Source organism: Providencia sp. CIM-Carb-044 (assembly GCF_033901115.1).
GTDB classification, from domain to species: Bacteria; Pseudomonadota; Gammaproteobacteria; order Enterobacterales; family Enterobacteriaceae; genus Providencia; species Providencia hangzhouensis.
The window spans coordinates 123,221-149,327 of record NZ_JAXADV010000011.1 but is presented as its reverse complement, the minus strand read 5'-3'; the positions used below and the strand labels follow the sequence as shown (position 1 = coordinate 149,327).

Annotated in this window: 24 protein-coding genes and 1 pseudogene; 10 read left to right on the top strand and 15 right to left on the bottom strand. The window is 39.9% G+C overall.

The window, feature by feature from the left end; translation table 11 throughout:
* Positions 1-517: 517 nt before the first annotated feature.
* Positions 518-1,888 carry a C4-dicarboxylate transporter DcuC gene (gene dcuC / locus SJ312_RS18625; RefSeq protein ID WP_047756434.1) on the bottom strand — a complete coding sequence of 457 codons (1,371 nt, stop codon included), beginning with the start codon at positions 1,886-1,888 and terminating at the stop codon, positions 518-520.
* A 34-nt stretch (positions 1,889-1,922) separates the two neighbouring features.
* Positions 1,923-3,098, bottom strand: a complete 1,176-nt coding sequence (gene metC, locus SJ312_RS18620; RefSeq protein ID WP_004264200.1) for a cystathionine beta-lyase — start codon at positions 3,096-3,098, stop codon at positions 1,923-1,925.
* A gap of 391 nt (positions 3,099-3,489) precedes the next feature.
* Between metC and purB the strand changes: the two genes are divergently transcribed.
* Complete coding sequence (gene purB / locus SJ312_RS18615) at positions 3,490-4,857, top strand: adenylosuccinate lyase (RefSeq protein WP_094961545.1); 1,368 nt, start codon at positions 3,490-3,492, stop codon at positions 4,855-4,857.
* 77 nt (positions 4,858-4,934) lie between these two features.
* Positions 4,935-6,314 (top strand): MmgE/PrpD family protein, encoded by a 1,380-nt coding sequence (locus tag SJ312_RS18610; protein WP_094961544.1) that lies wholly within the window; start codon positions 4,935-4,937, stop codon positions 6,312-6,314.
* 60 nt (positions 6,315-6,374) lie between these two features.
* Here the strand turns inward: SJ312_RS18610 and SJ312_RS18605 are convergent, their stop codons facing one another.
* Both SJ312_RS18605 and SJ312_RS18600 read right to left on the bottom strand, forming a co-directional pair.
* Positions 6,375-7,259, bottom strand: coding sequence for a dihydrodipicolinate synthase family protein (locus tag SJ312_RS18605; RefSeq protein WP_094961543.1), 885 nt, complete (start codon positions 7,257-7,259; stop codon positions 6,375-6,377).
* Between the two features lie 14 nt (positions 7,260-7,273).
* Positions 7,274-8,164, bottom strand: a complete 891-nt coding sequence (locus SJ312_RS18600) for a LysR family transcriptional regulator (RefSeq protein WP_036958742.1) — start codon at positions 8,162-8,164, stop codon at positions 7,274-7,276.
* 556 nt (positions 8,165-8,720) lie between these two features.
* Here SJ312_RS18600 and hsdR point away from each other — a divergent pair.
* The 6 genes and pseudogenes from hsdR (at position 8,721) to SJ312_RS18570 (ending at position 16,306) form a co-directional block, all read left to right on the top strand.
* Positions 8,721-11,162 (top strand): EcoAI/FtnUII family type I restriction enzme subunit R, encoded by a 2,442-nt coding sequence (hsdR, locus tag SJ312_RS18595; RefSeq protein ID WP_319868178.1) that lies wholly within the window; start codon positions 8,721-8,723, stop codon positions 11,160-11,162.
* 71 nt (positions 11,163-11,233) lie between these two features.
* Positions 11,234-12,706 carry an N-6 DNA methylase gene (locus tag SJ312_RS18590; protein ID WP_319868177.1) on the top strand — a complete coding sequence of 491 codons (1,473 nt, stop codon included), beginning with the start codon at positions 11,234-11,236 and terminating at the stop codon, positions 12,704-12,706.
* Positions 12,706-14,466 (top strand): restriction endonuclease subunit S, encoded by a 1,761-nt coding sequence (locus SJ312_RS18585; protein WP_319868176.1) that lies wholly within the window; start codon positions 12,706-12,708, stop codon positions 14,464-14,466. Before SJ312_RS18590 ends, SJ312_RS18585 begins: the two co-directional genes overlap by 1 nt.
* A gap of 10 nt (positions 14,467-14,476) precedes the next feature.
* Positions 14,477-14,611: pseudogene (locus SJ312_RS18580) on the top strand (nuclease); the annotation flags it as partial.
* Positions 14,612-15,030: 419 nt separating this feature from the next.
* A complete protein-coding gene (locus tag SJ312_RS18575; protein WP_144139608.1) occupies positions 15,031-15,912 on the top strand; it encodes a hypothetical protein in 882 nt (293 codons plus the stop codon).
* A complete protein-coding gene (locus SJ312_RS18570) occupies positions 15,905-16,306 on the top strand; it encodes a DUF1240 domain-containing protein (RefSeq protein ID WP_164565601.1) in 402 nt (133 codons plus the stop codon). Before SJ312_RS18575 ends, SJ312_RS18570 begins: the two co-directional genes overlap by 8 nt.
* A gap of 25 nt (positions 16,307-16,331) precedes the next feature.
* Here the strand turns inward: SJ312_RS18570 and SJ312_RS18565 are convergent, their stop codons facing one another.
* The 11 genes from SJ312_RS18565 to SJ312_RS18515 form a co-directional block, all read right to left on the bottom strand.
* Positions 16,332-16,811, bottom strand: coding sequence for an Hcp family type VI secretion system effector (locus SJ312_RS18565; RefSeq protein WP_164565602.1), 480 nt, complete (start codon positions 16,809-16,811; stop codon positions 16,332-16,334).
* A 732-nt stretch (positions 16,812-17,543) separates the two neighbouring features.
* Positions 17,544-18,506, bottom strand: a complete 963-nt coding sequence (locus SJ312_RS18560) for a hypothetical protein (RefSeq protein WP_319868174.1) — start codon at positions 18,504-18,506, stop codon at positions 17,544-17,546.
* 74 nt (positions 18,507-18,580) lie between these two features.
* Positions 18,581-19,033 (bottom strand): IrmA family protein, encoded by a 453-nt coding sequence (locus SJ312_RS18555; protein WP_196533510.1) that lies wholly within the window; start codon positions 19,031-19,033, stop codon positions 18,581-18,583.
* A 64-nt stretch (positions 19,034-19,097) separates the two neighbouring features.
* Entirely contained in the window at positions 19,098-19,586 is a 489-nt protein-coding gene (locus tag SJ312_RS18550; protein ID WP_319868173.1) for a hypothetical protein, read from the bottom strand.
* A 150-nt stretch (positions 19,587-19,736) separates the two neighbouring features.
* Entirely contained in the window at positions 19,737-20,210 is a 474-nt protein-coding gene (locus SJ312_RS18545) for a hypothetical protein (protein ID WP_319868172.1), read from the bottom strand.
* A gap of 4 nt (positions 20,211-20,214) precedes the next feature.
* Positions 20,215-20,391: a hypothetical protein gene (locus tag SJ312_RS18540; RefSeq protein ID WP_196533513.1), complete on the bottom strand. Its 177-nt coding sequence runs from the start codon at positions 20,389-20,391 to the stop codon at positions 20,215-20,217.
* The gene (locus SJ312_RS18535) at positions 20,388-21,095 is read right to left on the bottom strand and encodes a helix-turn-helix transcriptional regulator (RefSeq protein WP_196533514.1); all 708 of its coding nucleotides are present in this window, start codon (positions 21,093-21,095) and stop codon (positions 20,388-20,390) included. The genes SJ312_RS18540 and SJ312_RS18535 overlap by 4 nt, the downstream gene beginning before the upstream one ends.
* Positions 21,096-21,307: 212 nt before the next feature.
* Positions 21,308-22,144 carry a DUF932 domain-containing protein gene (locus SJ312_RS18530; RefSeq protein ID WP_196533515.1) on the bottom strand — a complete coding sequence of 279 codons (837 nt, stop codon included), beginning with the start codon at positions 22,142-22,144 and terminating at the stop codon, positions 21,308-21,310.
* A gap of 14 nt (positions 22,145-22,158) precedes the next feature.
* Complete coding sequence (locus SJ312_RS18525; RefSeq protein ID WP_196533516.1) at positions 22,159-22,584, bottom strand: antirestriction protein; 426 nt, start codon at positions 22,582-22,584, stop codon at positions 22,159-22,161.
* A 91-nt stretch (positions 22,585-22,675) separates the two neighbouring features.
* Positions 22,676-23,548 carry a GTPase family protein gene (locus SJ312_RS18520; RefSeq protein WP_196533517.1) on the bottom strand — a complete coding sequence of 291 codons (873 nt, stop codon included), beginning with the start codon at positions 23,546-23,548 and terminating at the stop codon, positions 22,676-22,678.
* Positions 23,549-23,608: 60 nt separating this feature from the next.
* Positions 23,609-24,547, bottom strand: a complete 939-nt coding sequence (locus tag SJ312_RS18515; protein ID WP_196533518.1) for a hypothetical protein — start codon at positions 24,545-24,547, stop codon at positions 23,609-23,611.
* A 425-nt stretch (positions 24,548-24,972) separates the two neighbouring features.
* On the opposite strand from SJ312_RS18515, the gene SJ312_RS18510 reads away from it, so the two are divergent.
* Positions 24,973-25,560 (top strand): inovirus Gp2 family protein, encoded by a 588-nt coding sequence (locus SJ312_RS18510; RefSeq protein ID WP_196533519.1) that lies wholly within the window; start codon positions 24,973-24,975, stop codon positions 25,558-25,560.
* Between the two features lie 105 nt (positions 25,561-25,665).
* A complete protein-coding gene (locus tag SJ312_RS18505; protein ID WP_196533520.1) occupies positions 25,666-25,875 on the top strand; it encodes a helix-turn-helix transcriptional regulator in 210 nt (69 codons plus the stop codon).
* Positions 25,876-26,107 lie beyond the last annotated feature (232 nt).

Genomic DNA, 26,107 nt, shown 5'->3' with positions numbered 1-26,107 from the left:
ATAAAAAACGAAATATTTATTAACATTATCACTAGCACCGCGTTAAGGCGTTGAATGCAGATCTTTAAGCCAAAAAATAACTCACCATAAGCATTAAACGCCAACATAACCCATAAAAACAAATAAACGCATTACAAGAGTATTTGGGCAGTGAAATATATCTTAAATAATCAAAAACCGAGTTATTGAGATATTTATTTACATCCGTTTATGAGTTTGAAATGACTTTATCGCGTTAGATTAATTCATTCGCATAGAAAACTAGCCTAATCGTTTGTTTTCTAATGTTATTTCTGATGGGATTAAATGAAGGTGATATTCAGTTATTTTTCACTTATTTTTATCCGGTAAAGTAGATAAAACAAAATCCATTACAAAACAATTAGTTACCATCAAATGTCATTCTATCATTGAGGTAGCTTTTGATAAAAGGATGAATAATAGCCCGCCTATCAATAAAAAAATCCCTTAAACCGAAGAGTAACGAAAAGTTTAAGGGATAAATGCGCGAGTCTAATTAGAAGTATAAAAAGTAGAAAGTTACGACAAGGTTAACGATTGCAGCAACTGCCATTGGGATTGCCGTTCGTTTTACTATTTGGAACGGCGAAACCCCTGCAATTCCTGCAATTGCAACAATTGCTGCAGTGATAGGTGACACAGTACGCCCAAAGCTTGTCATAATTTGCATCGGTAAAATGAGTGTCACCACATCCACTTTAAGGAAAGCAGCAATTTTCGGTGTCAATGCAGCAAAAGAGAAGAATGCTGCATTCCCTGAACCCATCAGGAAAGCAGCGAGTGCAAGGATGGCACTCATAACAATAATCATCGCACCAATACCAAAGCCGGCATCTTGAGCTGCGCTAATTAACGTATCCACCGCCCCACTTTTGAGTAATCCATTTGCGAAAAACTCCCCTGAAACAATCAAAGAAACGACTAAAACAAACTGTTTCCCCATTCCTTCAAAGAACAACATAAAGCTGTCCATGACGGCTTTCGCATCACGTAAACGGACGTATTCAAAAATCAGTGCAATGACGGTACTGATAATCATCGCGGTGGTAACTTCCAACTTAATATATGGGTGTAATAATGGGCTAAACCCGATAATTAGGATCAATGGAATAACTGGTAACAACGCATAAGACAATGGGACTTTATTACCGCCATCTTCTTTAATAGTATCAATTTTGCTCAAGTCAAAAACAAACCCTTCACGCTTATCCCACCAACGCTGAACAAAGAAATGGGTGATTGCCACTGCAATAATAATAGGGATAGTTACGGGTAATTGGTGTTGAACAAAGTAAACAGCGGGTTCAATATCCGCGGTTTTCGCTGCCATAATGACATTACCAGAACCGGGTCCATGGTCGATAAACTGGCAACAACCGATAACCGCTAAAGCAGAGAGTGGGCTGATTCCCGAACGAATTAATATAGGGTACATTGTCACCATTAATAACATCCCCAACCCTGCATGGCTTGGAATGAAAATCACCAGAACTTGCGTCACTAGAAATGAAATCACTAATAGCAAATAAGGTGATTTAATGGTCTTTAGCGGCTTTTCAAAAATAGCAAATAATGCGCGACTAGCTCCCACATGCTCCATATAACGGGAGAATCCAGCAATCGCCATTAATGTTAACCCTAAGCCAGCTAATCGAGAGCTCATGATATCAGTAAAAATTTGGAAGATATCAAAGTACTTAAAATGCGTGGTTTTATTTTCTGGTAACAATGAATTAAGATCTAAAGATGCGGTTAGGAGCAACAAAAGTAAGCCCCCTAGCAACAAGACTGGCTGAGGTTTATAACCCCGAGCCAGCAGGTAAACAACCAGCGCTGTAACTAGCGCGGCAATGATTAAACCTGTCATAGAAGAATTCCCCAGTATTGGTGCAGCTTTATTGTTATTGATTTAATGTTGAAAATGCTTGTGTAATATCCGCTATCAAATCATCCACAGACTCCAAGCCAATATGTAAACGAACAAAAGGCCCATGACCTTCGCTCCAATCTGATGCTGTTCTTGCGCCGACTACGTTAGCGGGTAGTGCGAGGCTTTCGAACCCACCCCACGATGCGCCGATACCAAACAGGGCTAGAGCATCAATAAAGTTTTCTGTTTGCTTCGCGGTATATTGTTTTTTGAATTCAATGGTTAATAAGCCATTACTACCTTTGCAGTCACGCTTCCATAAATCATGGCGTGGATGAGATGGCAATTCAGGGAACCAGACTTTTTCCACTTCAGAACGCGTTTCCAGCCATTGCGAAATCGCTAGTGCAGCTTTGCCATGCGCAGCTAATCGCTGTCCTAAAGTACGCATCCCTCGTAAAACTAAGGCAGCATCATCGGGGCTACTGGCTTGACCTAAAGCTTCTGGCAAAGCGCCAATTTGTTTCCACGCTTTTTCTGTCGCAACCATAATTCCCATCATCACATCAGAGTGCCCACAAAGGTATTTTGTCGCTGCAATCACAGAGACATCTGCGCCTAATTCCAACGGGTTATATAACCATGCTGAACCCCAAGTGTTGTCAACACCCACTGGGATATTTCTTTCATGTGCAATACGGCATATTTCGGGTAAATCCAACATTTCATAAAGTAATGAACCTGGGGATTCAACAAAAATAAGTTGTGTATTACTTTGAATTTTTTGCTCAAAATCTGAAGCATCTGTTTTAAAGAAGCTGTAGGCGATGTTATTTGGTTTTAAAAAAGCATCGGCTATTTTACGTACAGGTTCATAAACAGAATCTGCAAACAATACGTGCCCACCACTGTGTGCATAGCCCATAATAGTGACTGCAATCGCGGCTAGACCCGTAGGAAATAATTGCGCTCTATAGCCCCCTTCTAATTCAGTCACCAGGCTTTCGAGTGCAAATGCGGTTTCTGTACCTCGCGCACCGTAACTTAAAACACGTTCCGTTGCGCGGCGATCGCGAACATCACGCCAGCTTTTAATTGAATCAAAAACAATAGTACTCGCTCTCATTACTGGCGGATTAATTGGTCCTGATGTTGTAATAGGTTGTCGTCCACTATGTATTAATTTTGTATATTTATTTAATGTCATTGTTTATTTCTCCAAATATAGAAATAGATTCCCTAGTAATTAAAAGGAAGGTTATTTATTTTTAAAAGTTCGATTTCATATTATGTATATCAAATTACTTTCCTTTTAAAACATGACTTATTTAAAAAGATGATCTTCATCATATAAATGAGCATTAATTAAATTAATGAAAACTTAAGAGAAAATTAAGAATTAAAATCGATATGTAATAAACAATAAATTAAAATATAACAAATTGATTTAAATGGAAAAATAAATACATAAGAAAGTCTTTTATTAACATTAATCTTATTAAGGTGTTTATTTTTATTTTTTATTGCATAAATAAAGCAACTCTCTAACAAATAACCACCTTTTAATTTTCAATATTATTCTTATACAGGGGAATATTATGGGTACCAGTGTTTTTGATTCTGTATTATTAAAAAACTTATGGTCTACAGAAGAAATGCGCGCTATTTTTTCTGATAAGGTCAGAATGCAAAATTGGCTTGATTACGAAGCTGCATTAGCGATTGAACAAGCTGAATTAGGTTTAATTCCAAAGCAAGCCGCAGAGGTCATTGCTGATACGGCAAAACTTGAAAAGTTAGATATGGATTTCATCTTAGAGCAAGTGCGTTTAACTCGTCATCCACTTGTTCCAACCATTCGTGGTTTAGAGCATGCTTGCCCTGAACATTTTGGTGAATATGTCCATTTTGGGCCCACGACACAAGATGTTATGGACACAGGCTTAGTGCTTCAACTAAAAGAGGCTCATAACATTTTTTTACGTGATATCAAAATATTAGGGCGTTCTCTATTATCGTTAAGCGAAAAACATCGCAATACACCAATGCCTGGACGAACCTTAGCCTTACAAGCCCTACCGATTACTTTTGGCCACAAAACTGCTATTTGGTTAACGGAATTAGCACGCCATTATCAACGGTTAAAAGAAATCGAACCTCGCTTATTCGTTGGTAGCGTTGTTGGCGCTGTTGGAACTAAGGCCTCATTGAGCGACAAAGCAGATGAGCTTGAAGTTCGTGTATTAAATCGACTCGGTTTAGGCACCCCTGAGATTTCTTGGCAGCCGGCTCGTGACCGATTTAGTGAATATGGCATGCTGATCGGTTTAATTAGTGGCACATTAGGGAAAATTGCCAATGAAATTTTATTATTAGCCCACAATGAAATTGATGAACTTTCAGAGCCTTTTAGTAAAGGTCAAGTTGGCTCCTCAACGATGCCACACAAGCGTAACCCTGCCATTGTCGAAAATGCGGCCTGTGTCAGTAATACATTGAAAGCTAACCTTTCTGTGCTTACCGACATGATGAAACACCAACACGAAAGAGATGGTGCGATTTGGAAGATGGAATGGAAAGTGATGCCAGAAATGTGCCTGATGCTTTCGGTGATCTTCGATAACATGAAAACTGTATTAGGGGGATTAAACGTACATACCGATAAGATGCGCCAAAATTTAGATATTTTAGGTGGATTTATGCTTGCTGAGCGCGTCATGTTTGCGTTGTCAGACAAAGCGGGTAAACAAACTGCCCATGAAATTGTTTATGAAGCTTCTATGTCTGGCCAAGAAGAAGGCATCACCTTTATTGAGGCCATTAACCGTGACACACGCATTCGTGACCATATAACGCAAGAAGAACTTGATGCCCTATTAGACCCAACGACCTATGTAGGGAATGCACCTGAACAAGTCACTCGAGTAATAGAACAAACCAAAGCATCCGGTTGGCTTAATGACTAATGCATTTTAGCAAAGTTTAAATCTCTACTTTCTTAAAGCCAGTCAAGTGCTGGCTTTTTCATTCACCAGAGGTATCTATGACATTAAGCCAACAGCTAAGCCAATTTATCACATCCCTATCATTTTCTGATATTCCACCGCAAGTTATTGAACGCGCCAAATATCATTTACTCGATACATTAGGCGTTGCACTTGCCGGAAGCCTCCAACAAAGCGCAACACAATGCCGTAAGGGAGTCGCTTATTTACCTGATCATCAAGGAAAAATTCCAATTTGGGGAAGTAACCAAACCGTTTCAACTACCACCGCCGCTTTAGCAAATGGTATTTCTGCGCATGTATTAGATTTTGATGATACACACACCGACTCAATCACTCACGGTAGTGCCGTACTTACTCCTATAGCCTTTGCACTCGGTGAACATTTACAGGCGACAACAAAAGAGATCCTTACTGCATGGATTATTGGCTGGGAAGTCGCAGCCAGAGTGGGATTAGCAAGTCATAGCGGGTTTCACCTACGCGGCTTCCACTCTACAGCTATAGCGGGTATTTTTGGTGCGACGGCTTGTGCAGCTTCATTACTCAAATTAACTCGGGAACAAACAGTTAACGCTCTAGGCCTAACAGGAAGCCAAGCCAGTGGTGTTGCTGAATACCTAACCAATAGCTCGTCAGCAAAATGTTTTCATGCGGGATGGGCTGCGCAATCAGGCATTATTGCAGCATGTTTAGCTAAAGGCGGAATGACAGGGCCAGAAACTATTTTTGAAGGACGCTATAGTCTGTACCAAACACATGGTCTCCGTGAAAAGGCACATCCAGAGCAAGTCGCCCAAGACTTAGGTAATGTTTGGCAATTCATGAATGTTTCCATTAAGCCCTACCCTGTTTGCCATTTTGCTCATGCCACCGTCGATTGTGGGAGACGATTATTACAACGAGGAATAACCCTCGATCAAATTGCAAAAGTAGAATGCGTTGTCGATCCCGTTGCAGCGGCCTTAATTTGTGAGCCACCAGAACAAAAATGGGCACCTCAGAGTGCCTATGCAGCGAAATTTAGCCTCCCGTGGTTGTTTGCCGCTGGTTTTATCGAAGACAAATTAACATTAAGTTTGCTCTCTACCGAAAATTTACAGCGAGCAGATATCCAAAACCTCGCGAAAAAAGTCAGCTATCGTTATCCCACTGAAAATGAAATTCCTTTCCCAACCTATTTTCCCGGCCTAATTTTTGTCACATTAACCCATGGTGAGACAATAACGGAACGATTAGATATCCAATACGGTAACCCACAAAATCCAATGTCTTTGGAGGATATTGTGAGCAAATTCTATGACAATGCAGGGCTGGTAATGAAAAATGAACAAGCTGCGCAGCTTGCTAAAAGTGTATTATCTTTTGAAGCGAAAACTATATCGGCTATCACACAGCTATTGCGTGTTGGTCTTTAATAAGACCGACTAACGAATAGAAGCCCACACTGAATGGGCTTCTATTTTTCCTTCCTCTTATTATTCATTTAACTGAGCAATAATTTGCTGTAAATGAGCAATAGCAACATCATTGAGAGGTTCTTGTGGAAGGATCGGGTCACCAACATTAAACCCTTGAATGTTTAAAGATGCTTTAATACATGACGCTAATGCATATTGCGTAAAAGCTTCGTTGATTTGCCACATTTCTTTCTGTTTTGCTAACGCTGTATCCCAATCCCCTCTAGTGGCCAACTCATACAGTTCAACACACTGTTTTGGCAACACACAGGCAGGACCCGCCATCCAGCCTACACCACCTAATTTAATAACTAATAGAGGAATATGTGCTGAAGCACTAAAAATTTTAACCCGCTCACCGAAGGTGTTGAGCATCGTTAATAACCTTCCAGTATTACTCGATGCATCTTTAACATATTCGATATTAGGGATATAGCTTAATTCATTCAAAAGAGAAATAGACAGTACATCCCCCAGCAAACCAGGGTTGGTATAGACCGTCATGGATTTTTCAGGAAAAGACTCCGCTATTGTTTGGAAATAACCCAATTGGGCTTTATCACTCAGAGGGTACATTTTTTGCGATATCAGCACCATGCCATCCACACCTAAATTGGCATACTGTTCCGCTTGAAAACATGCATCTGACGTTGAGAAACTGGCAACCCCCGCTAATACAGGTACTCGCCCCGCAGCTTGATCAACTGTAATGCGAACCACCTCATTTCGTAATTCCTGTGACAAATATGCGTATTCACCAGTGCTCCCTAATGGGCTCAATCCGTGAACTCCGCTCGAAATGAGGTGCTCAATTAGGTGACGAAGAGATGATTCAAGAACAGTACCTTTAGTTTGATCGACTGGTGAAACAAGATAAGGAAAAATACCGTGAAAATGGGTCATAATTATTCCTAATTTTAGTTGTTATGGGAGATAACGGCTGTTTGTTCATTTTTTAATGAGTTAAAAAGAATTTGTGCGGCTTTGGTTGGGCTTTTTGAGTTGAGATACAGGTTATATCGAATTGCCGGAAGTACTGGTAGCCCTTCATCCTCACCGAGTATGCGCAAGTCCTCCCCTGAAAGCTCAATTGAGCGAGCCATAATACCCAATCCCGCCCTAACCGCAGCGCGTGCTCCAGATAGTGTTGTCGCCATATAAGCAATGCGCCAAGGTATTTGCTGTTGTTCGAGGTGATTGATCATCATCTCGCGATAAGTACTCGGCTCATCTAACACAACTAATGGCAGCGGCTGCTCTAAGTTAAAACTAAAATGTTTCCCGCAATACCATAGTGAAGGGGAAACACGTAAGACAATTTTAGGGTAGCCAACATGCTCCTCGGTTGAGATCGCCAAATCGAGTTCATTATCCTCTAACATTGACATAAGAAATGGGCTGCGTTTGACAATAATATCCATGATTAAATTTGGATAAGCTCCTGAAAATCTGGCTAATAAATCAGGCAATATTGTATTCGCGGTGTCATCTGGCGAACCAATTTTTAATACTCCGTCAATTTCTTCATAAACTAGTGATAAACATGCCTCATCATTAAGACGTAAAATACGGCGGGCATAGCTCAATAGTTGTGTACCAGAGTCCGTCAATGCTTTATTTCTGCCCTGCCGGACAAATAACTCCTTGCCAATGAGTGACTCCAGCCGTTGCATTTGTTGACTCACCGCTGATTGCGTTCGGCAAACAGATTCTGCGGCGGCGGCAAAAGTTGCACCATCAACAACCGCAATAAAAGTGCGAAGTAAATCAAGCTCTAAATTAAAAATAGGACGTTTAGCAGCTGGCATTTTAGTTATCTCTTTTCTTAAGGTGTGTGGTGTCATCCAACAAAAGTGTTTAATTTACATACTAAGAAGAAAGCCTTAAATAATCTATGTTAGAGCTCAATAGTTTGGCTCTAAATTGTAGCGACTTAATAATAAATTTGACTACCTGAATATCCGCCATAATACGATTGATAAAGTAGCTACAGATGGAAAGACATAACAAATGGTTATTTATAGGCGATTCTCCTCAAAAGAGTTTGCCATCAGATAAACTTAGTCAGTAATTTCATTCGGTATCCCCAATTTCAAAAGTCACTGATTGATTTTGTGTGTAGTGACGTGACTACTTCACACTCAATCAAAAATGTTGCCCGAACTGCCAAAAGGGGATTTTGTGTATTGCTGCGAAGAATGTTACAGAGGAACATCGGCTTAAAATAGAAGAGTGATTTGCATATAAACAATTTAAATATTAATGGATTTTAATAATTATAATGCTATTCATTTTATAACCTAACTCACCCCTATATTCTGTGTATAATTAAGCACTAATCCCAATTTTGTTGAGAGAGCTGCTATGGCTGGTATGAATAAAACTCATCTGACTGAAACAGACATCATCACTAAATTTATCCTCCCTGCAATTAAAGATGCGGGTTGGAACTTGATGTCGCAGATCCGCCAAGAAGTCAAACTTCGCGATGGTAAAGTCGTTGTGCGTGGTAAGCTAGCAGCACGGTTGACAGTGAAATTAGCCGACATAGTGCTCTACCATAAGCCGGGGTTACCACTTGCAGTCATAGAAGCTAAAGCGAATAAACACGAGATGGGAAAAGGGATGCAGCAAGGGCTAGATTACGCGCGCCTACTCGACGTTCCTTTTATCTTCGCTTCTAATGGTGATGGTTTTATCTTCCACGACAAAACAAATCCTGCGCAGCTTGAATCCGAAATTACACTCGACGATTTTCCAACACCTGAACAGCTTTGGACTAAATACTGTATTTGGAAAGGTTTTACCGCTGAACAATTGCCTGTCATCAGCCAAGACTATTACGATGACAGTAGCGGCAAATCCCCTCGTTATTACCAGCTACAAGCCATTAATAAAACTGTAGAAGCCGTTTCTGCTGGGCAAAAACGTGTATTACTCGTAATGGCGACGGGTACTGGCAAAACCTATACCGCATTTCAAATTATTTGGCGCTTATGGAAAGCTAAAAATAAAAAACGCATTCTGTTTCTTGCCGACCGCAATATCCTTGTCGACCAAACTAAAAATAACGACTTCCAACCTTTTGGCAGCGCAATGGCAAAGGTGACAGGTAGAACAATTGACCCAGCTTATGAAATTCAATTGGCACTCTACCAAGCAATTACAGGCCCAGAAGAACACCAAAAAGCCTTTAAGCAAGTTGCTCCCGATTTCTTTGATTTGATTGTTATCGACGAGTGCCACCGCGGTAGTGCATCGGAAAACAGCGCATGGCGAGAAATTCTTGAATACTTCAGCAGTGCAACTCAAATTGGCTTGACCGCAACACCAAAAGAAACCGATGACGTTTCCAGCACTGATTACTTTGGCGACCCCGTTTATACTTATTCACTTAAAGAAGGCATCGAAGACGGCTTCCTGGCGCCTTATAAAGTGGTTCGAGTCGATATCGATGTCGACTTACAAGGTTGGCGCCCCACTAAAGGCCAAGTTGATAAACAAGGCCAACTGATTGATGACCGAATTTATAACCAAAAAGACTTTGACCGCACTATGGTGATTGATGAGCGTACCAAGCTGGTGGCACAAACAATCACTGATTACCTAAAACGCACCAATCCAATGGATAAAACCATCGTTTTTTGTAACGATGTTGACCACGCTGAACGTATGCGCCGTGCATTGGTAAACCTAAATCCAGAGCAAGTACGAAAAAATGAAAAATACGTGATGAAAATCACTGGCGATGACGACATCGGTAAGGCGCAACTCGATAATTTCATCAACCCGAAAAAGCCTTACCCAGTGATTGCAACCACCTCAGAACTGATGAGTACGGGTGTGGATGCGCAGACCTGCAAACTGGTCGTGCTAGATCAAAACATTCAATCCATGACCAAATTTAAGCAGATCATCGGGCGTGGAACACGTATTAACGAGAAGTTTGATAAACTCTGGTTCACCATTCTCGATTTCAAAAAAGCCACCGAACTGTTTGCAGATGAGCGCTTTGATGGCGTGCCTGAAAAAGTGATCCGCACAACACCTAAAGATATTTCCGATCCTGAATCGGATTTCAATGAAATACTCGAAGGTGAAACGTCAGAAAGCGAAACGTTAGATAACGACGTATTTATGGGCGCAGAAGAATCATCCGCTCACTATGGCGCCACATCAGAAAGTGCCAATGGTGCTTTCGAAGAGTGCGAAGAAAACAGAATTCGCAAATATCATGTCAACGGCGTCACCGTAAAGGTGCTAGCAAAACGCGTCCAATATTACGATGCCGATGGCAAATTAGTCACCGAATCCTTTCAGGACTACACCCGTAAAACGCTACTCAAAGATAAAGACTTTGCCTCTCTTGATAACTTCATTCGAAAATGGCACTCTGCCGAGCGCAAACAGGTTATCATTGATGAACTTCAGCAGCTTGGTGTGCTTTGGGAAGTGTTAGCAGAAGAAGTGGGTAAAGACCTTGACCCATTCGATCTCCTTTGTCATGTGGTTTATGGTCAACCGCCCCTGACGCGTAAAGAACGGGCTGACAACGTGCGTAAACGTAATTACTTCACCAAATATTCAGAACCTGCACAGCATGTACTCAATACCTTGCTGGATAAATACGCGGATGAAGGTGTGCAGGAAATCGAAGATATTCAGGTGCTAAAACTAAAACCGTTCGACAGCCTAGGCCGTCCGCTAGAAATCATCAAAAGTAGTTTTGGAAATAAACAAGCATACGAGCAAGCCGTCAATGAGCTGGAAGACCAAATTTATCAGTTACCACCTCGCCAGGCCTAATAACCCATATTATTTTACCACCGTGAGCCACCCGCTCCCGGTGGCTTCATTTTTACCAATGGAATACAAACATGTCGATTAGCTCAGTCATTAAATCCTTACAAGACATCATGCGCAAAGATGCAGGTGTAGACGGTGATGCTCAACGCCTTGGGCAACTGTCTTGGCTATTATTTCTGAAAATATTTGATACTCAGGAAGAAGAGCTTGAACTCGAGCAAGACGACTACCAACTCCCTATTAACTCGCGTTACTTGTGGCGTACTTGGGCGGCAAACAGCGAGGGAATCACAGGGGATGAACTGCTCGAATTCGTTAATGACGATTTATTCCCTGCTTTAAAAAACCTGACCGCGCCTATCGATAAAAACCCACGGGGCTTTGTGGTGAAACAAGCGTTTAGCGATGCCTATAACTACATGAAAAATGGTACGCTCTTACGCCAAGTCATCAATAAGCTGAATGAAATCGACTTCAGCAACAGCACCGAACGCCACTTATTCGGTGATATCTATGAACAAATTCTACGCGACTTACAAAGCGCAGGTAACGCAGGTGAGTTCTATACCCCGCGTGCGGTCACTCGCTTTATGGTCAACCGTATTGACCCGAGATTGGGTGAATCGATTATGGACCCAGCGTGTGGTACTGGCGGCTTCCTTGCCTGTGCGTTCGACCATGTGAAAGAACATTATGTTAAGACAACTGAAGATCATAAAACGCTACAACAGCAGATCTTTGGTGTTGAAAAAAAACAGCTCCCACATTTGCTGTGCACCACGAATATGCTACTGCATGGTATTGAAGTTCCGGTACAAATTCGTCATGATAATACATTAAACAAGCCTCTATCCGCTTGGGATGAGCAATTCGACGTCATTATTACCAACCCGCCATTTGGCGGCACTGAAGAAAATGGGATCGAGAAAAACTTCCCAGCAGAAATGCAGACCCGCGAAACCGCTGACCTATTCCTGCAATTGATCATTGAAGTGCTGTCCGATAAAGGCCGTGCAGCCGTAGTTCTGCCAGATGGCACACTGTTTGGTGAAGGCGTCAAAACCAAAATCAAAAAACTGCTGACCGAAGAGTGCAACTTACACACCATTGTTCGTTTGCCAAATGGTGTATTTAACCCATATACCGGAATCAAAACCAATATTCTCTTCTTCACCAAAGGCCAGCCAACCAAAGAAATCTGGTTCTACGAGCACCCCTACCCTGAGGGAGTTAAAAACTATAGCAAAACCAAACCGATGAAGTTTGAAGAATTCCAAACAGAAATCGACTGGTGGGGCAATGAAGCCGATGGCTTTGCCAGCCGTGAAGAAAACAATCAAGCGTGGAAAGTCAGCATTGATGAAATCATTGCCCGTAATTTTAACCTCGATATCAAAAACCCGTATCAAGGTGAAACGATCAGCCACGATCCCAACGAATTACTGGCGCAGTACCAAGCACAACAAGCTGAAATCAGTAAACTGCGTCATCAGTTACGCGATATCCTCGGTACCGCATTGACTGGCAATAAGGAAACAAACTGATGACCGTTGAGAAACTGATTACCGACCATATCGATATTTGGTCTTCTGCGCTACAAACTCGCTCCACCGCAGGACGTGGCAGCAGCGGTAAAATTGATCTTTATGGTATTAAGAAACTGCGTGAGCTGATCTTAGAACTGGCAGTACGTGGTAAATTAGTACCGCAAGACCCAAATGATGAACCCGCCTCAGAGCTGCTAAAGCGCATTGCAGCTGAGAAAGCGGAGCTTGTGAAGCAAGGCAAAATTAAAAAACAGAAGCCGCTGCCAGAAATTAGTGAAGATGAAAAGCCGTTTGAATTGCCGGAGGGATGGGAGTGGGTAAGGTTAGGTTTTATTACTAACTATGGCGAGTGTGATAAGGCAGAACCAACAGATACGGATGCAGATACGTGGATAGTTGAACTTGAAGATATTGAAAAGAGTACATCCAGACTCTTAAACCGAGTTAAATTCTCTGAGCGTCCATTTAAAAGTTCAAAGAATAAATTTAATAAAAATGATGTCCTCTACGGGAAGTTACGACCGTATCTGGATAAAGTTTTGGTTGCTGATGATAGTGGTGTATGTACAACCGAAATTATTCCTATAAAAGTCTACGGCAATATTCTCCCTGGTTACCTTCGCCTTTTACTTAAATCTCCAAGGTTTATTGCTTACGCAAATGAATCAACCCATGGAATGAACTTACCAAGATTAGGAACCGATAAAGCCATCAATGCAGTTGTTGAATTAACAGCAATTGCAGAACAAGTAAGGATTGTCAATAAAGTTGACGAACTAATGTCCCTCTGCGATCAACTGGAACAACAATCACTAACGAGTCTAGAAGCGCATCAGCAACTAGTTGATACCCTGTTAGCGACGCTTACTGATAGCCAAAACGAAAAAGAACTCTCTGAAAACTGGTCACGAATCAATCAGCATTTCGACACGCTGTTTACCACCGAAGCGAGCATCGATGCGCTAAAGCAAACCATTCTGCAACTGGCTGTTATGGGTAAGCTGGTACCTCAGGATCCTAATGACGAACCTGCATCTGAACTGCTAAAACGTATTGAACAAGAAAAAGCGCGACTGGTGAAACAAGGAAAAATTAAAAAACAGAAGCCATTGCCGCCGATTAGTGATGAAGAAAAACCTTTTGAGCTACCGCAGGGGTGGGAGTGGTGTCGTTTCGATGATATCGTTGATATACAAAGTGGCATTACTAAAGGCCGTAAACTGCATGGTCGAACATTAACCTCAGTTCCATATCTGAGTGTTGTAAACGTCCAACGTGGATATATTGATCTTGGGATTATAAAAAAAACTGAAATTCCAATTGAAGAATTGGAAAAATACAAAGTATGCAACAATGATTTATTGATTACTGAGGGTGGAGATTGGGATAAAGTTGGTCGTACAGCAATTTGGATTGGAAATAACATTCCCTACATGGCACATCAAAATCATGTATTTAAAGCTCGTACTTTATTGCAGGAACAAAGTGTTACTTGGCTTTCAAATTTTTTAAACGGGCCATTTGCTAGAGAATATTTTTCAGGCTCTAGTAAACAAACGACTAATCTTGCCTCAATCAATAAAACTCAATTAAGAGGTTGTTTAATTGCAATTCCTCCTAAAACAGAAAAAGAAAAAATTGTAGCTAAACTCAATGATCTTTCAATTATTTGTGACACTTTGAAATCACATCTACAATCCGCGCAACAAACCCAGCTCCATCTAGCGGATGCACTCACCGACGCAGCATTAAACTAAGGAACAAACGATGTCGATTAATCATGCTATCTGGCGTGTGGGTGATAATCCCCAACCGCTAACGACTAGCAAACTTGCCAGCGAACAACTACTGGAAAAAATGATTTTAAACGACCCATCTATTCTCTCTGACCAATGGATAATTTAGAACACGTCAAAATTAGAAGTTGATTTAAGACAGCCTCTTGTAGAGCTTTCTATTCAACTCAAACAAAGTGGCTTAATTACAAGAGGGTGAAGAAGAGTAAATCTTAGGTGAAAAGGATTTAGACAATTTAGGTTTTGTTAGTTTATAGGGAAACTAGGGGAATTCACATTTCCCTAATATCGTCCCTGATTTGGCGATCAAATTAACTATCCCTCTGCAATAAGCCAATGAAAAATGAAGGCAGCCTATTGAATATCATAGATTATAGCCCTATTACCTCAGTAGTGTAATCAGGGCTTTTCATGTGTCAGACTGGGTTATCTATTAGGATCCATAATCTCATTTATATTTTCATTGAATACTATCAACACTTCTCATAAACTTAACCTAAGCTAAATTTTAGAAAGGGAATTAACATGGCGTATAAATATGATCCCGTATCAAAAACACTCATTGATGCGGACGCGAAATTTAGCTTCGAAGAGGTACCTAACTATGATGAGCTTTACTACCAAGCAAATCTCACAAAAATTAGGGGGATCCTGAATAATGAAAAAGACGATGATAATGTTGCCGCAGTAGCTACAATTGAAGAAGCAGATTATATTTTAAAGAATATGTCCACCCCGACGCCTTTCAAAGACCCTAAAGAGGCTTTATTTGGTATTGGTGATTTTATTTCTAATTACTCATCAAATATCTATGAGGCTCATCGTGTTACTAGAATTATCAATGAATTTAGAAATATTAATATCCAAGCAACTGAATATGTTGGCCCAAACGGTAATGTTTATATTCGCCTATCTGGGCATGCTGGAGTTAGAGCTTACTTAAATGGGACTCGGTATTTAATCAACAATCCTCGCATTCTATACATGGGTGTAGGAACCCAAGGTATGAATAACATATCCGTTGGTGCAACTCGATTCGCAATCGTTTTTTCAGCAGCTTACAGAGTAGTAGAATTAATATTCAAAAGTGAATATTCACTAGTGGATTTTTTTGTGAACATCACCATGGATATGGCAAAATTAGCTATTAGCACACAGATAAGTACTGCCATTGTAGGAGGTTTAACAACCGCAGGATTAATTACAGGAGGAAGCGTTATTGTCATATCCGTGGGGATATTTTTACTAGGAGCAGCAATCGCTTATGCTCTGTATAAATTAGATGATGAATTCCAAATTAGTGAGAGTATTATTAAAGCCTTAAAAACTCACAGGCCAAGAAAACCTGAAACACCTTATCACCCAGACCAATTTTTCTCACAGTGGGGGAGGTTCAGTCGTGGTTAAAATAAACCCATTTAAATTGTATTTAATTGCAGCGTTTCTTTTATTTTTAGCTTTATTTTGTTTCTATAACTCTATCATTTATTATAAAAATTATTTCATGATGAAAGATAGAATTTTATTTTCATTTCAAACTGGTCTACTTTGTTTTGCAGCACCTTTTATTATTTATTTTTCATACCTATCTTTTACATGTGGATATACAAAAAAACCAAAAAAAATGAATAATAAATTAGCCAGTTTGTTTGCCGGAATCGGGGTAGTGGGTATCATATTTAGCTTTTTCTTTTCCGCCTATGTCAGCATTGATTTAGCATCGAAAGGCTACTACACGTGCTATAAATCATCTATTTTTGCACCAAATGAATATGTTATATCAAAAGAGATGTGTAAGTAATATTCATCTCTTTTGATACTAAAAACTACTTAACCATCTCACTATTAATACTGTAGCTTGATGTGTTCGCCATTAAATGACTTCTTGATATAGATTCGTATTTCATTTGAATGCGTTGGTATGGCATGGATTCATTATCTTTTATTGAATCAGGAAATATGTCGGAAATCTCAATCAAGGAAACGCCAGTGAGTTTAATTTCGTAGTATTTTTCAAGTTGCCCCGCTTGACTGGTGCGGTAAAACATAAATTTTGCTTCTAGCACTTCGTTACTATCCAAAGCCACCGAAAGTAAAGGAGATGATTTATCAATCGGCTTAGTAAATACGACGGGTTTATATGAAGCATTCTGCTCGCGAAAAGAACCGCTATTTAGGCCTATTACTTGAATTTCGTCTTCATGGCCTATCTGATAGCGATTACCGATTGAATCCTGAGATGAGCACCCTGCCGAAATCAAACCTTGGCTTTTACCTTTTAACACTAAATACGTCGGATATGCCATACTCTCTCCTGTAATCGTTGGCCTTTAACTATTAATTGTTCATATTACCTGAATTTAGGTTAAGTACACCAATTTAATTCACGTTTAAAGGCTGAATCAAGAATGGTAAGAGTGAAAACCTACAGCCCTTTGTAGGGCTTGGCATAAGTCAGGCAGGGTTATTATCTAAGAACAGAGGCATTTTGTGGCTGTACGCGTTGCTGGAGGTAGGGAAAGCCATAAAATCTAGCTTAAAGGCTCATCTACAGCAGTTAAGCAGCCTAAGATAAAGCTCTCCGCTATCGCCATGCGTTTGGGCTTTAAAACCTCTATTTGCTTAACGTTGAGTGGCATTGAGGGGGCACCTATAACAATCGAACTGAAGTGCCCATTATTTGGCCCCTTTTGGAGATGGACATCAAGAGACGTTATAAGATGCCACTGGATAAAGTTGTCATTGATTTTTTTTAGATATTTTTTATTTTATGGATGATTTGAGACGTTAGCATACGTCAAGATAGTGCGAAGGCCGGACTCGCACATAATACTTAACCTCATGATCTAAATTAAAATATAAAAGTATAAAATTATTTATACCAACGCATGTACCAACAGATGAAATTCTTACTTTTTCTGATGGTTATCTAATACAAGTAATTGTGATTCTAGTAAGCTGACCAACATCACTAACTTTAACATGGTATTATTGCATTGTACCCTGTAAGAGACCTTATTTAAGTAAAGTATTTTACTTTACTCTTTCTCGGAATCATTAAACCACTTAGGCATAGGGTTTTCATCTATAGATAACTTTATAAAAGAATCATCGCCATTTTGATTTTTTATACATCTTATTTCTTCAAATCCCCATTTTCCATTTCTATCGGAATAATAGACAGTATACTTATCAGCATGAAAACCAAAATATCTTTCTTTAGGATTACTTATTTTCCTCTGTCCACAATATGCTGAGGTTTTCCACTCAAAATTTGTAGCAAAATCAAGTGATAAAACCATGAAATTACCTAGCCATATTGGCGCTAAAGCTAATACAATTGAAGTAATACCGATAAGAAGTAAACTTGCTATCGTTTGGATAACATTCATTTTATTTGATAAATGTAAAAAGAAAAAATATGTTAAAGGCTGAAGGAATAAAAATGCAAAAAACGCAAAAAATATCACTTCAAGGCTAATTTCAACCATAGGAGTTTTAGCCAAATCCATATTGCTTATATTTAGAAAAACACTAGATGCAAATGCACTAGAAATAAAATAAATAATAGATGTTATTATTCCAAATGTTATTCTTGCTTTATTAAAAATACCATAGCCATTAGTTTCAAGATCATAAAACAATAATGCAGAGTTAATTAAAACTGCAATTACAAAACCTAACAGGCTCCAACGAGCACACTCTATCTGATTGATGTTCATAAAAAATATCATCAACATAAAAATAAAGCATGATATTAATGTTGTTATACCCGATGGTTTTTTTTGTGCTTTTTGCTTATCTACATAAATAAAATCTCTTGATATGGTCTTAACAGAATCCCATAGAAAAAAGCTAATAATTATTAGTAAGATAGCTAGAGAAATGATAATTTCTTTTTTGAAAGAAAAATCTTTACCTAGTAAGGTTAGATTAGCAACCATATATAGAATAAAAACCAAATAGGTAATGAACCTTTCAACCTTATCTAAAAAACTCATAAGCCATCCAAGAAGAATATAGATGCAAGCAAATATACCTGCATCTTTAATAGGTTAGTTGCTATTATAAATAATTATTTTTCCCCAGCCACCGACATTTTCGCCAGCTCTGGATTATTGGCCTGAAAAATGGATAGTGGTAACTCAACCTTACGTCCGTTCTGATCTTCCACGGCTTTAACCACTTCAAACTCAGCAACATCTTCACAAGGAATTTCCAATCCAGCAAAAGTCGCACGAGTGGCGCTAGAATCGCCAAAAGGTTCCACTTCCAGTACCGTATCTCCTAATACTTTTCCTTGCCTATCTTTCATTCTCAAGGTTATCTCAAGCGCACCAAACTCCGCATGGTCTAGAACCATATGGTTACCGCCATTATCGAGGGTAAATGAATAACCACAGTAGCCTTGGTTAATAAAATTTGAGCTAGTATGTGTGATGCTTGCATAACGCTGTTGTTCTTCAGCCAAGCTAAATGCACTGAATGCCAATAATCCTATCGCAAATACACTTTTTATCTTAGTCATTACATTTCCTTTTGTGATCTTGTATCGTCCTCGCTACCACAAGTAACGGTAGCGAGAATGTTTTTTATTGTTGATTGGTTTGCAATCCGCCTTTAGTACGGTCTTTTTCTTTCCAGCGTGGTCGGTTCTTGCCTGAGAACTCTTTTTGCATACTCCAATACCCAATGGGGTAACGAGCTACAATCGTCCCGCCAACACCAATATCGACCGAAGAGTACTGACCATTATTAATGGTTCCTTTTTGGACATAGGCGTTAGGGCTACAAGTGCCCGTATCACGTTGTTGCCAGTTTCCGTCAGTTCTTGCCACGATATAAAAATCACCAAATGCACAACCTGACGCGGATTTATGATTCAGTACAGCAACATAATGCTTGGTTGAGCCTACAATCCTACAGGCGCTGTTTTGGCTTCCACACACTTGCCATAAGGTTTTACCGCCATCACCTTTATACTCCCAAATGGTATTTTTAGGGGGCTGGCTGGTGGCGGAGGCTGATGATGTCATCAACCACAGTGAGGCTAATGCAGCCACAAATACATATTTTTTCATTATCAATTCCTATCAACATAAATAGAAACGTCAGATTGACGCTTGATGAACACCGTCTAATGGGTGCTTGGTTTTCCCTGATATGGCGTATTCGGTGGTTATCGGGTGAATGGTGAATAAGGTATCCACAACAAAAATTGCTGATCATGGTTAATGTGATGACTGACGGTTTAGTTGCACTGAAACCCAGTGACGAATTCGTTGATGAAGATAAAAGGCAATACCACTGGCGATAAGCAAATCAATCAGCAATATCGTGGTGGCGATATTTTCAGTAAAACCGTATAACCAACCGGATGACATGATAATCAGTAGGCTAGAGAAGGCTAATCCGATAATGATGGACGAGATAATGGCAATTAATTTGGGGTTGAAATGGATTCTATAATCAATTCCCTTAAAGGCACTTAAAACCCACAAGCCCAATTGCGCCAAGAGTTGTGGGATAACCAAAGCCAAAAGATATAAAACGAAGTACATCAATGTGATCCCATATGGGTTCATGATGAGGGCGATAAGCTGGAAATGTGTTAGCAATACCCCTGTGATCCAAAGGCATAACAAGATACTGATAACGATAGCGATGCGTTCTAAACCCAGTTGTAAGTGTGAAACGGTGTTCATATTTTTAAGCTTCCTTATGTGATGATGAATTCACTGTGTGAGGGTGATTATGAATAGGCATGACCCATTCGTGACCGCAATCGCGGCACATCCAACCCGAACCCCATGCAATGATGTCTTGCTCAGAAGAACAGTGAGGGCAATGTGTGGGATGCGATGCTAGTGGGGTTAATAACGTCATGGTCGGCTCCTTTCTTTGTGTGATGGAAGAGAGGTAAGTACTTGTGATATCAATCTAAAATGCGGTAATGCCGCGATAAAACTGTTTTGTTGTGACAGTTGCATCACTGCGTGTTTCGGTGTGAAGGGGGTATTGAGTGATTGAACTTGCTGGATATCCTCTAACAACAAGACATGTACTTGCTGGTGGTATTCCGCCAATAAATACCACTGACCTTCACGGTAAATGAGTTGATAAGGTTGTAGTGGATTAAAACGACGCTCAGGCGTGAGTAAGCTTATGGATTGCTTACTGGTAATGGCATACACCAATTGATAGAAATGGTCGGCATGCAAAGCCGAAATCTTATGGGCATGATGCCAAATCAAACAAGGCGCATGGGGCTGCTGGGTTAATAGTAATCCGAGTAAGCGACTGTCTAGCCCCGGAAATAATCGAGTCATCCCAATCTGTTTCACAAAGGTAAGAACATCTTTGTCTCGGTAAGCTTTTAGCGTATTGATGGGCAAGCGATAACAACCTTGCCGACCTTCTACACCCAGATAAGCCAAGCGTTCACGTAAATCCCGTTGTAACGTGCGTTCAGAAACATTGAACTCTTGGGCTAAATGCGAGAGCACAAGGCTTTCGCCCGCCATTAAGCGGGCAATCAGTGCAGCGAGTCGCACAGCCATGCGGTCATATTTTCGGTTGGTCTGAAACATAACGTATTGCTCTCAATAACAGACAGTTAGAAATTATAGGGGTAAGGGAGTTTAACTTAGGGGATTGACAGGTTATGTCTGTTGGGAAAAATTCTCATTGGGCTTTTTAGTGAAAAATCACTATAAGTAATTTATTGATTAATAAGGTTATGCTTTTTATTTAAACAATGTAAAAGTGAAGTATAGAGACACAACCTGTCAGGGCGGGAAAATTAGTTGGGCTGGCGAGGGGTAAGTTGGTTAAATAAGGTATCTGCCATCACCCACAGGGCTTTATTGAGTTTGATATCCCCATCAATACCATTCACCGAACGAGTACGAGCGCGTTTACCTTTTGCAGTTCTGCCTGATAATCCCCCTTTAATCAGGTTTTCTTGTAGACGTTGGTACACCGTCCAGAGGTCTTCTTTTTTGTCTTCAAAGCGTCGAGGCTGTAGAATTTGCTCTCGCGTGACGGGCTGAAATTCATCACCAAATCGGTAGGTCAAAGCCGCTTCAGCAAAGGCGTGCTGGGCGGGTGGAGGTAACAATAACGACTGCATACTTTCGCGTTTTTCAGCGACCTGCTCAAACGTATCGAGTACCTCATAGGCTCCTTCAATCACTTTACCCACCACATCCCCTTTATGGGGGACACGCACTTCCCCTAATACGTCACCGCACACCAAACCGTTGGAGCATACGGCTCTAAAGAGCCCCGGCAACATCTGATAACTGCTTGAGCCATCATGGCTATTGAGCAAAATAATTTCAGGGACTTGTACGCCCGTGATTTGGTCATGACGACGCAACCTCAACATATGCTTGGTGTGCTCTCGACGGCTGATATCACGCACCCGAGTTTGGCAGGCAAAGAACGGATAGAAGCCTTCTTTTTGCAGGCTATCTAACAAGGTAATGGTCGGGATGTAGGTATAGCGTTCACTGCGGGAATCGTGCTTCTCTTCAGAAAATACACTCGGTACAGTACGGAATAACTCTTCGATAGTGAGTGGACGCTCACGGCGAATACTGTTAGCAGAGCCAAAACGCGAAGCTAATAAACTCATGATAAAACTCCGGATTAATCAATTAAGTGGAAAATGGCAGCGGATTCGGGATGTTGTAACGCGTAGTCACGCAACTGATAAAAGCGGTCGCACATCACTTCGCTTTCTGTTTGGAATGACCAGATGCTGTACAGGATCAGGCACACCGCAATCCCTGCGGCTTCACAACTGACCTGCGCTTCATTGCCGTTATGCATGTTGAATAAGGTCAGTGCCTCTTCTGATATATCCGGATAAATAAACGCCCCACCATTGGAGAGGGTGCAATATTCCCAATAGCCACCGTTATAGGCCTCACAAAACTGCCCCATCGTAGTGAAGGTCACTATCTCAAAAGTGGCCCAGCCTTTAACTGCACCAAAATGGTTGAACCAAAAATCAAGGCGTTGTTCATCAGGAACGAGAGTCACTGCAATAGCGGATTCGGTTGAATGATTCATAAGTTGATACTCCAATAAAAAGAAATAAAAAAGCGCCAATCCCGTTAAGGACTGGCGCTGAGAGTGATGAATAATGAGTTAACGTAGGAAGTTAAAAGAATAGGCTCCACAGGGATTTAGCGACGGAAACAATGTTGTTTTTGACTGTACCAATCGTGCTTTTTATCAAGACAGGTAGGGGAAGGATGTTTATCAGCGTATCGACGATATCACTGACACATTGCCCAAAATCGTTACGTGCGGAGTTCTCTACGGATTGCGTCCGGTAAGTGTTGTTCAGTTGTCTAGCGACACCGCTACTGGCTTTCGCCGGTAACGCCAGTATTAGTTGCTCTGTTAATTCAGTGAGTTGATAGTTTTCGATTGCAGATACAACCATCACAGGATGATGCGGCTTAAATGCGGTTATCACGCCTTGTTGCTTCAATTCTAAGCTAGCCGCTTGCTCAGGGGATGGCTGGTGGTACTGTTCATCCCACTGGCGACAGGGCTCTATTTTGTCGGCTTGGTTTAGCACAAATAGAAAGCGGCTTGGATGATAACCGCATTGCTCAGTGAGAAAGCGATAACACTGTTCATCTGAGGACCATGCCCTATCATCGGCCTTGAGTACCCAAATGATTAAATCCAGTTCTGGTAATAAGTTACGATATAGCTGGTGGTATTCTCTATCTCTCTCAAGACTTTCCCCTACACCGGGCAAATCAACGAAGGTGAGTGTGTGGTTGTTCATCGTCATACTGAAGCGTTGGGCTTGGCGTGTGCAGCCAGAGACATTACTCACAGGCGACAGTTTAGATTGGAATAGAGCATTGATTAAGCTAGATTTTCCAGCCCCTGTTTTGCCCATCAGACCGATGGTGGGGGAGTAGTTGATTAGGTGGTTCAGTTGGTTGAAAAACAGATTTTTAAATGAAGCAGGAAAGGCGGATATCACCCTTCCTAATTCGGGTTGTAGGTTCATATTACATCCTTGAAAAATCATTGTGGCTATTCAAGTTAATAATATATATCTGTAGTGTTTTTAATTTGCCTTTTTAGCTGTCAATATTAGCTTTTTTAATGGTTCCTCTGGTAAGTCAATTTGATCAATCATAGCTTCAATAATTTCATTAATATTTTTATTATGAAGCTTTGCTATTTTTTTTAATTTTAACTTTGATTCTTTAGATATATAGGTATTCAATACCTCTTTACCTTTAACGCCATCACGGAATTTCTTTTGACTCCATGCTTTTCTTGTTCTGGAAAGAAAATAATCCACGTGTTTAGGATTTGAAGTGATTGCCCAGTAATCAAAGCAAGAGTTAATTACCTTCCATTTTTCATTCCTTATCAAAAGAGCTATATCGCGAGAAACCTCCACATCTTCTTTCAGCATTCTCTTAATCAACCAATCTAATGAATCATCGGTTTTATTAATAAATGAAAATACATCTTTATATTTATCAACATATGACATACTTTTATTTAAAAAATCCAAAAACAAAAATTCAAAATTGCTTTTACTCACCATCATACAAATATAGTCAATAAAACAAATTACATATTTCAATAAAGAATCGCTCCCTATCATCTCATCAAGGTCAAATGGAGAATAACTACTCATTGTCATTATTTGGTGATTATTTTCATTCTCTTTTAGTTTTTCATTATAAAATATCATTAAGTAGTTCATTACTATAAGTAAAATTCGCTCATTCTTTAAAGATTTTATTTTTCCAATTTCAATTAAATTTTCTTTATAACAAGACAAACAATTTTCAAAATTTAAAAAAGTATTTCTTTCTGACATATACAATTTTATTTCATCTAACAGATCACGATTAGACTTTCCTTTTCTATTATCAGTGAAATGACCAATATTAAAGTTTTGATCTATTACGATTTTATTTTTTAACAAATAAAACTCTATTGCATATATCTGCCTGTAACCTAAGTAATCATCGTCAATTTTTATCATGAGATTTTATCCTTACCTAGCAATTAACGTAGTATTTTACGTAGCATTTATAGTTACCTTGTATCATGTAAGAAACAGGATTTACGTGCTAAATATCACTATAATAGTAAAATTATAGTTAGAATGAAGGATAATCTTTAGATAAATTAATATCAGAGTTGATCTACTTGAAAAAGCATCAGTTCACCTTTATTCAAAAGCGCTCTATCACGGTATCGGTGATGAGATAGAGAAGAGCCCGGCCGTGTTGGTATAGTATTATATTAATAAAGAAAACCTATCCCATAACCACACCTATAATATTAATCATTACCCTGTCACTGACTCACTCATCCATATGTTCATCATTTTTATAAAGTGATGAATTCTTATTTTTAACAACATCCATTCTAGATATGAAATAAAACTAACCAAAGGTATCAATCATGTCTAGAAACACCCACAACGAGCATTACATTCAGAAGATAAACCACACTATTTGTAAATCACTCTTAACCTATAATCGAGTTACTGCTATTCGAGTGGACTTGCGCTTTCCTTCATCGGATATACTTCACTTAAGTGACTCCAATGCCATCACCCGATTTTTTGAATCGTTAAAAGCCAAAATAAATGCTGACCTAAAACGTAAAAATAAAATATGGAAGCGTAACCATTCATGCCCCTTGTTTTATGTATGGGCCAGAGAGTTTGGTGAGATAAACAACAAAAAACACTACCATGTACTTTTGCTATTAAATAAAGATGTTTATTGGAACCTAGGTGATTTCATCAAAACTGAAGGAACACTCTATGCATTAATACAGCAGGCATGGTGTAGTGCTATAGATGTTAACTTCCCTGACAAGCGTTATTTAGTTCATATCCCAGACAATGCAGTTACTTGGCTAGATAACAATAATACCAACAATGAAAGTACGATATTCGAATTAAACCAGCGCTGTAGTTACTTAGCCAAAGAGCATACAAAATATTATGGTGATGGCGAGCGTTCTTTTGGATGCAGCCGTTAATCTAGCAATAAAAAACATGAGGGGGATATCTTTTGGAAGAGAGATATCCCTAAATATTCATCGATATCCCTTCTGCCTTTTAACTTTAAAGACAGGAGTTCAATAATGAGCACTCAAGCGATTCCCTTATTAGATGATCAATTCGTTGATATGAAATTTATAACCCGTTTAACCGGATTAACGGATAAATGGTTTTATAAATTGATCCAAGATGGTGAATTTCCAAAGCCGATAAAACTGGGGCGTAGCTCTCGTTGGTTAAAGAGCGAGATTGAGCATTGGTTACAAGCACGTATTGCCGAATCCAGAGCTTAATCATCACATCGAGCCCCTATTCTACGTTAGTAACACTAACATTTAAATCACACTGAAAATTCAACAATGAAAAAGTATCATGACTCTCATGAGGCATAGCTACGTCACTACTTGAGCTGGCTAGCTTTACCAAAATCGCCGTTTATCGGGGAATGTGCAATCCCTTAATCAAGCATAGCCACCAGCTGATAGTAGCTGATATACGCTTTCCAGATACCGACAGCACGCCCGC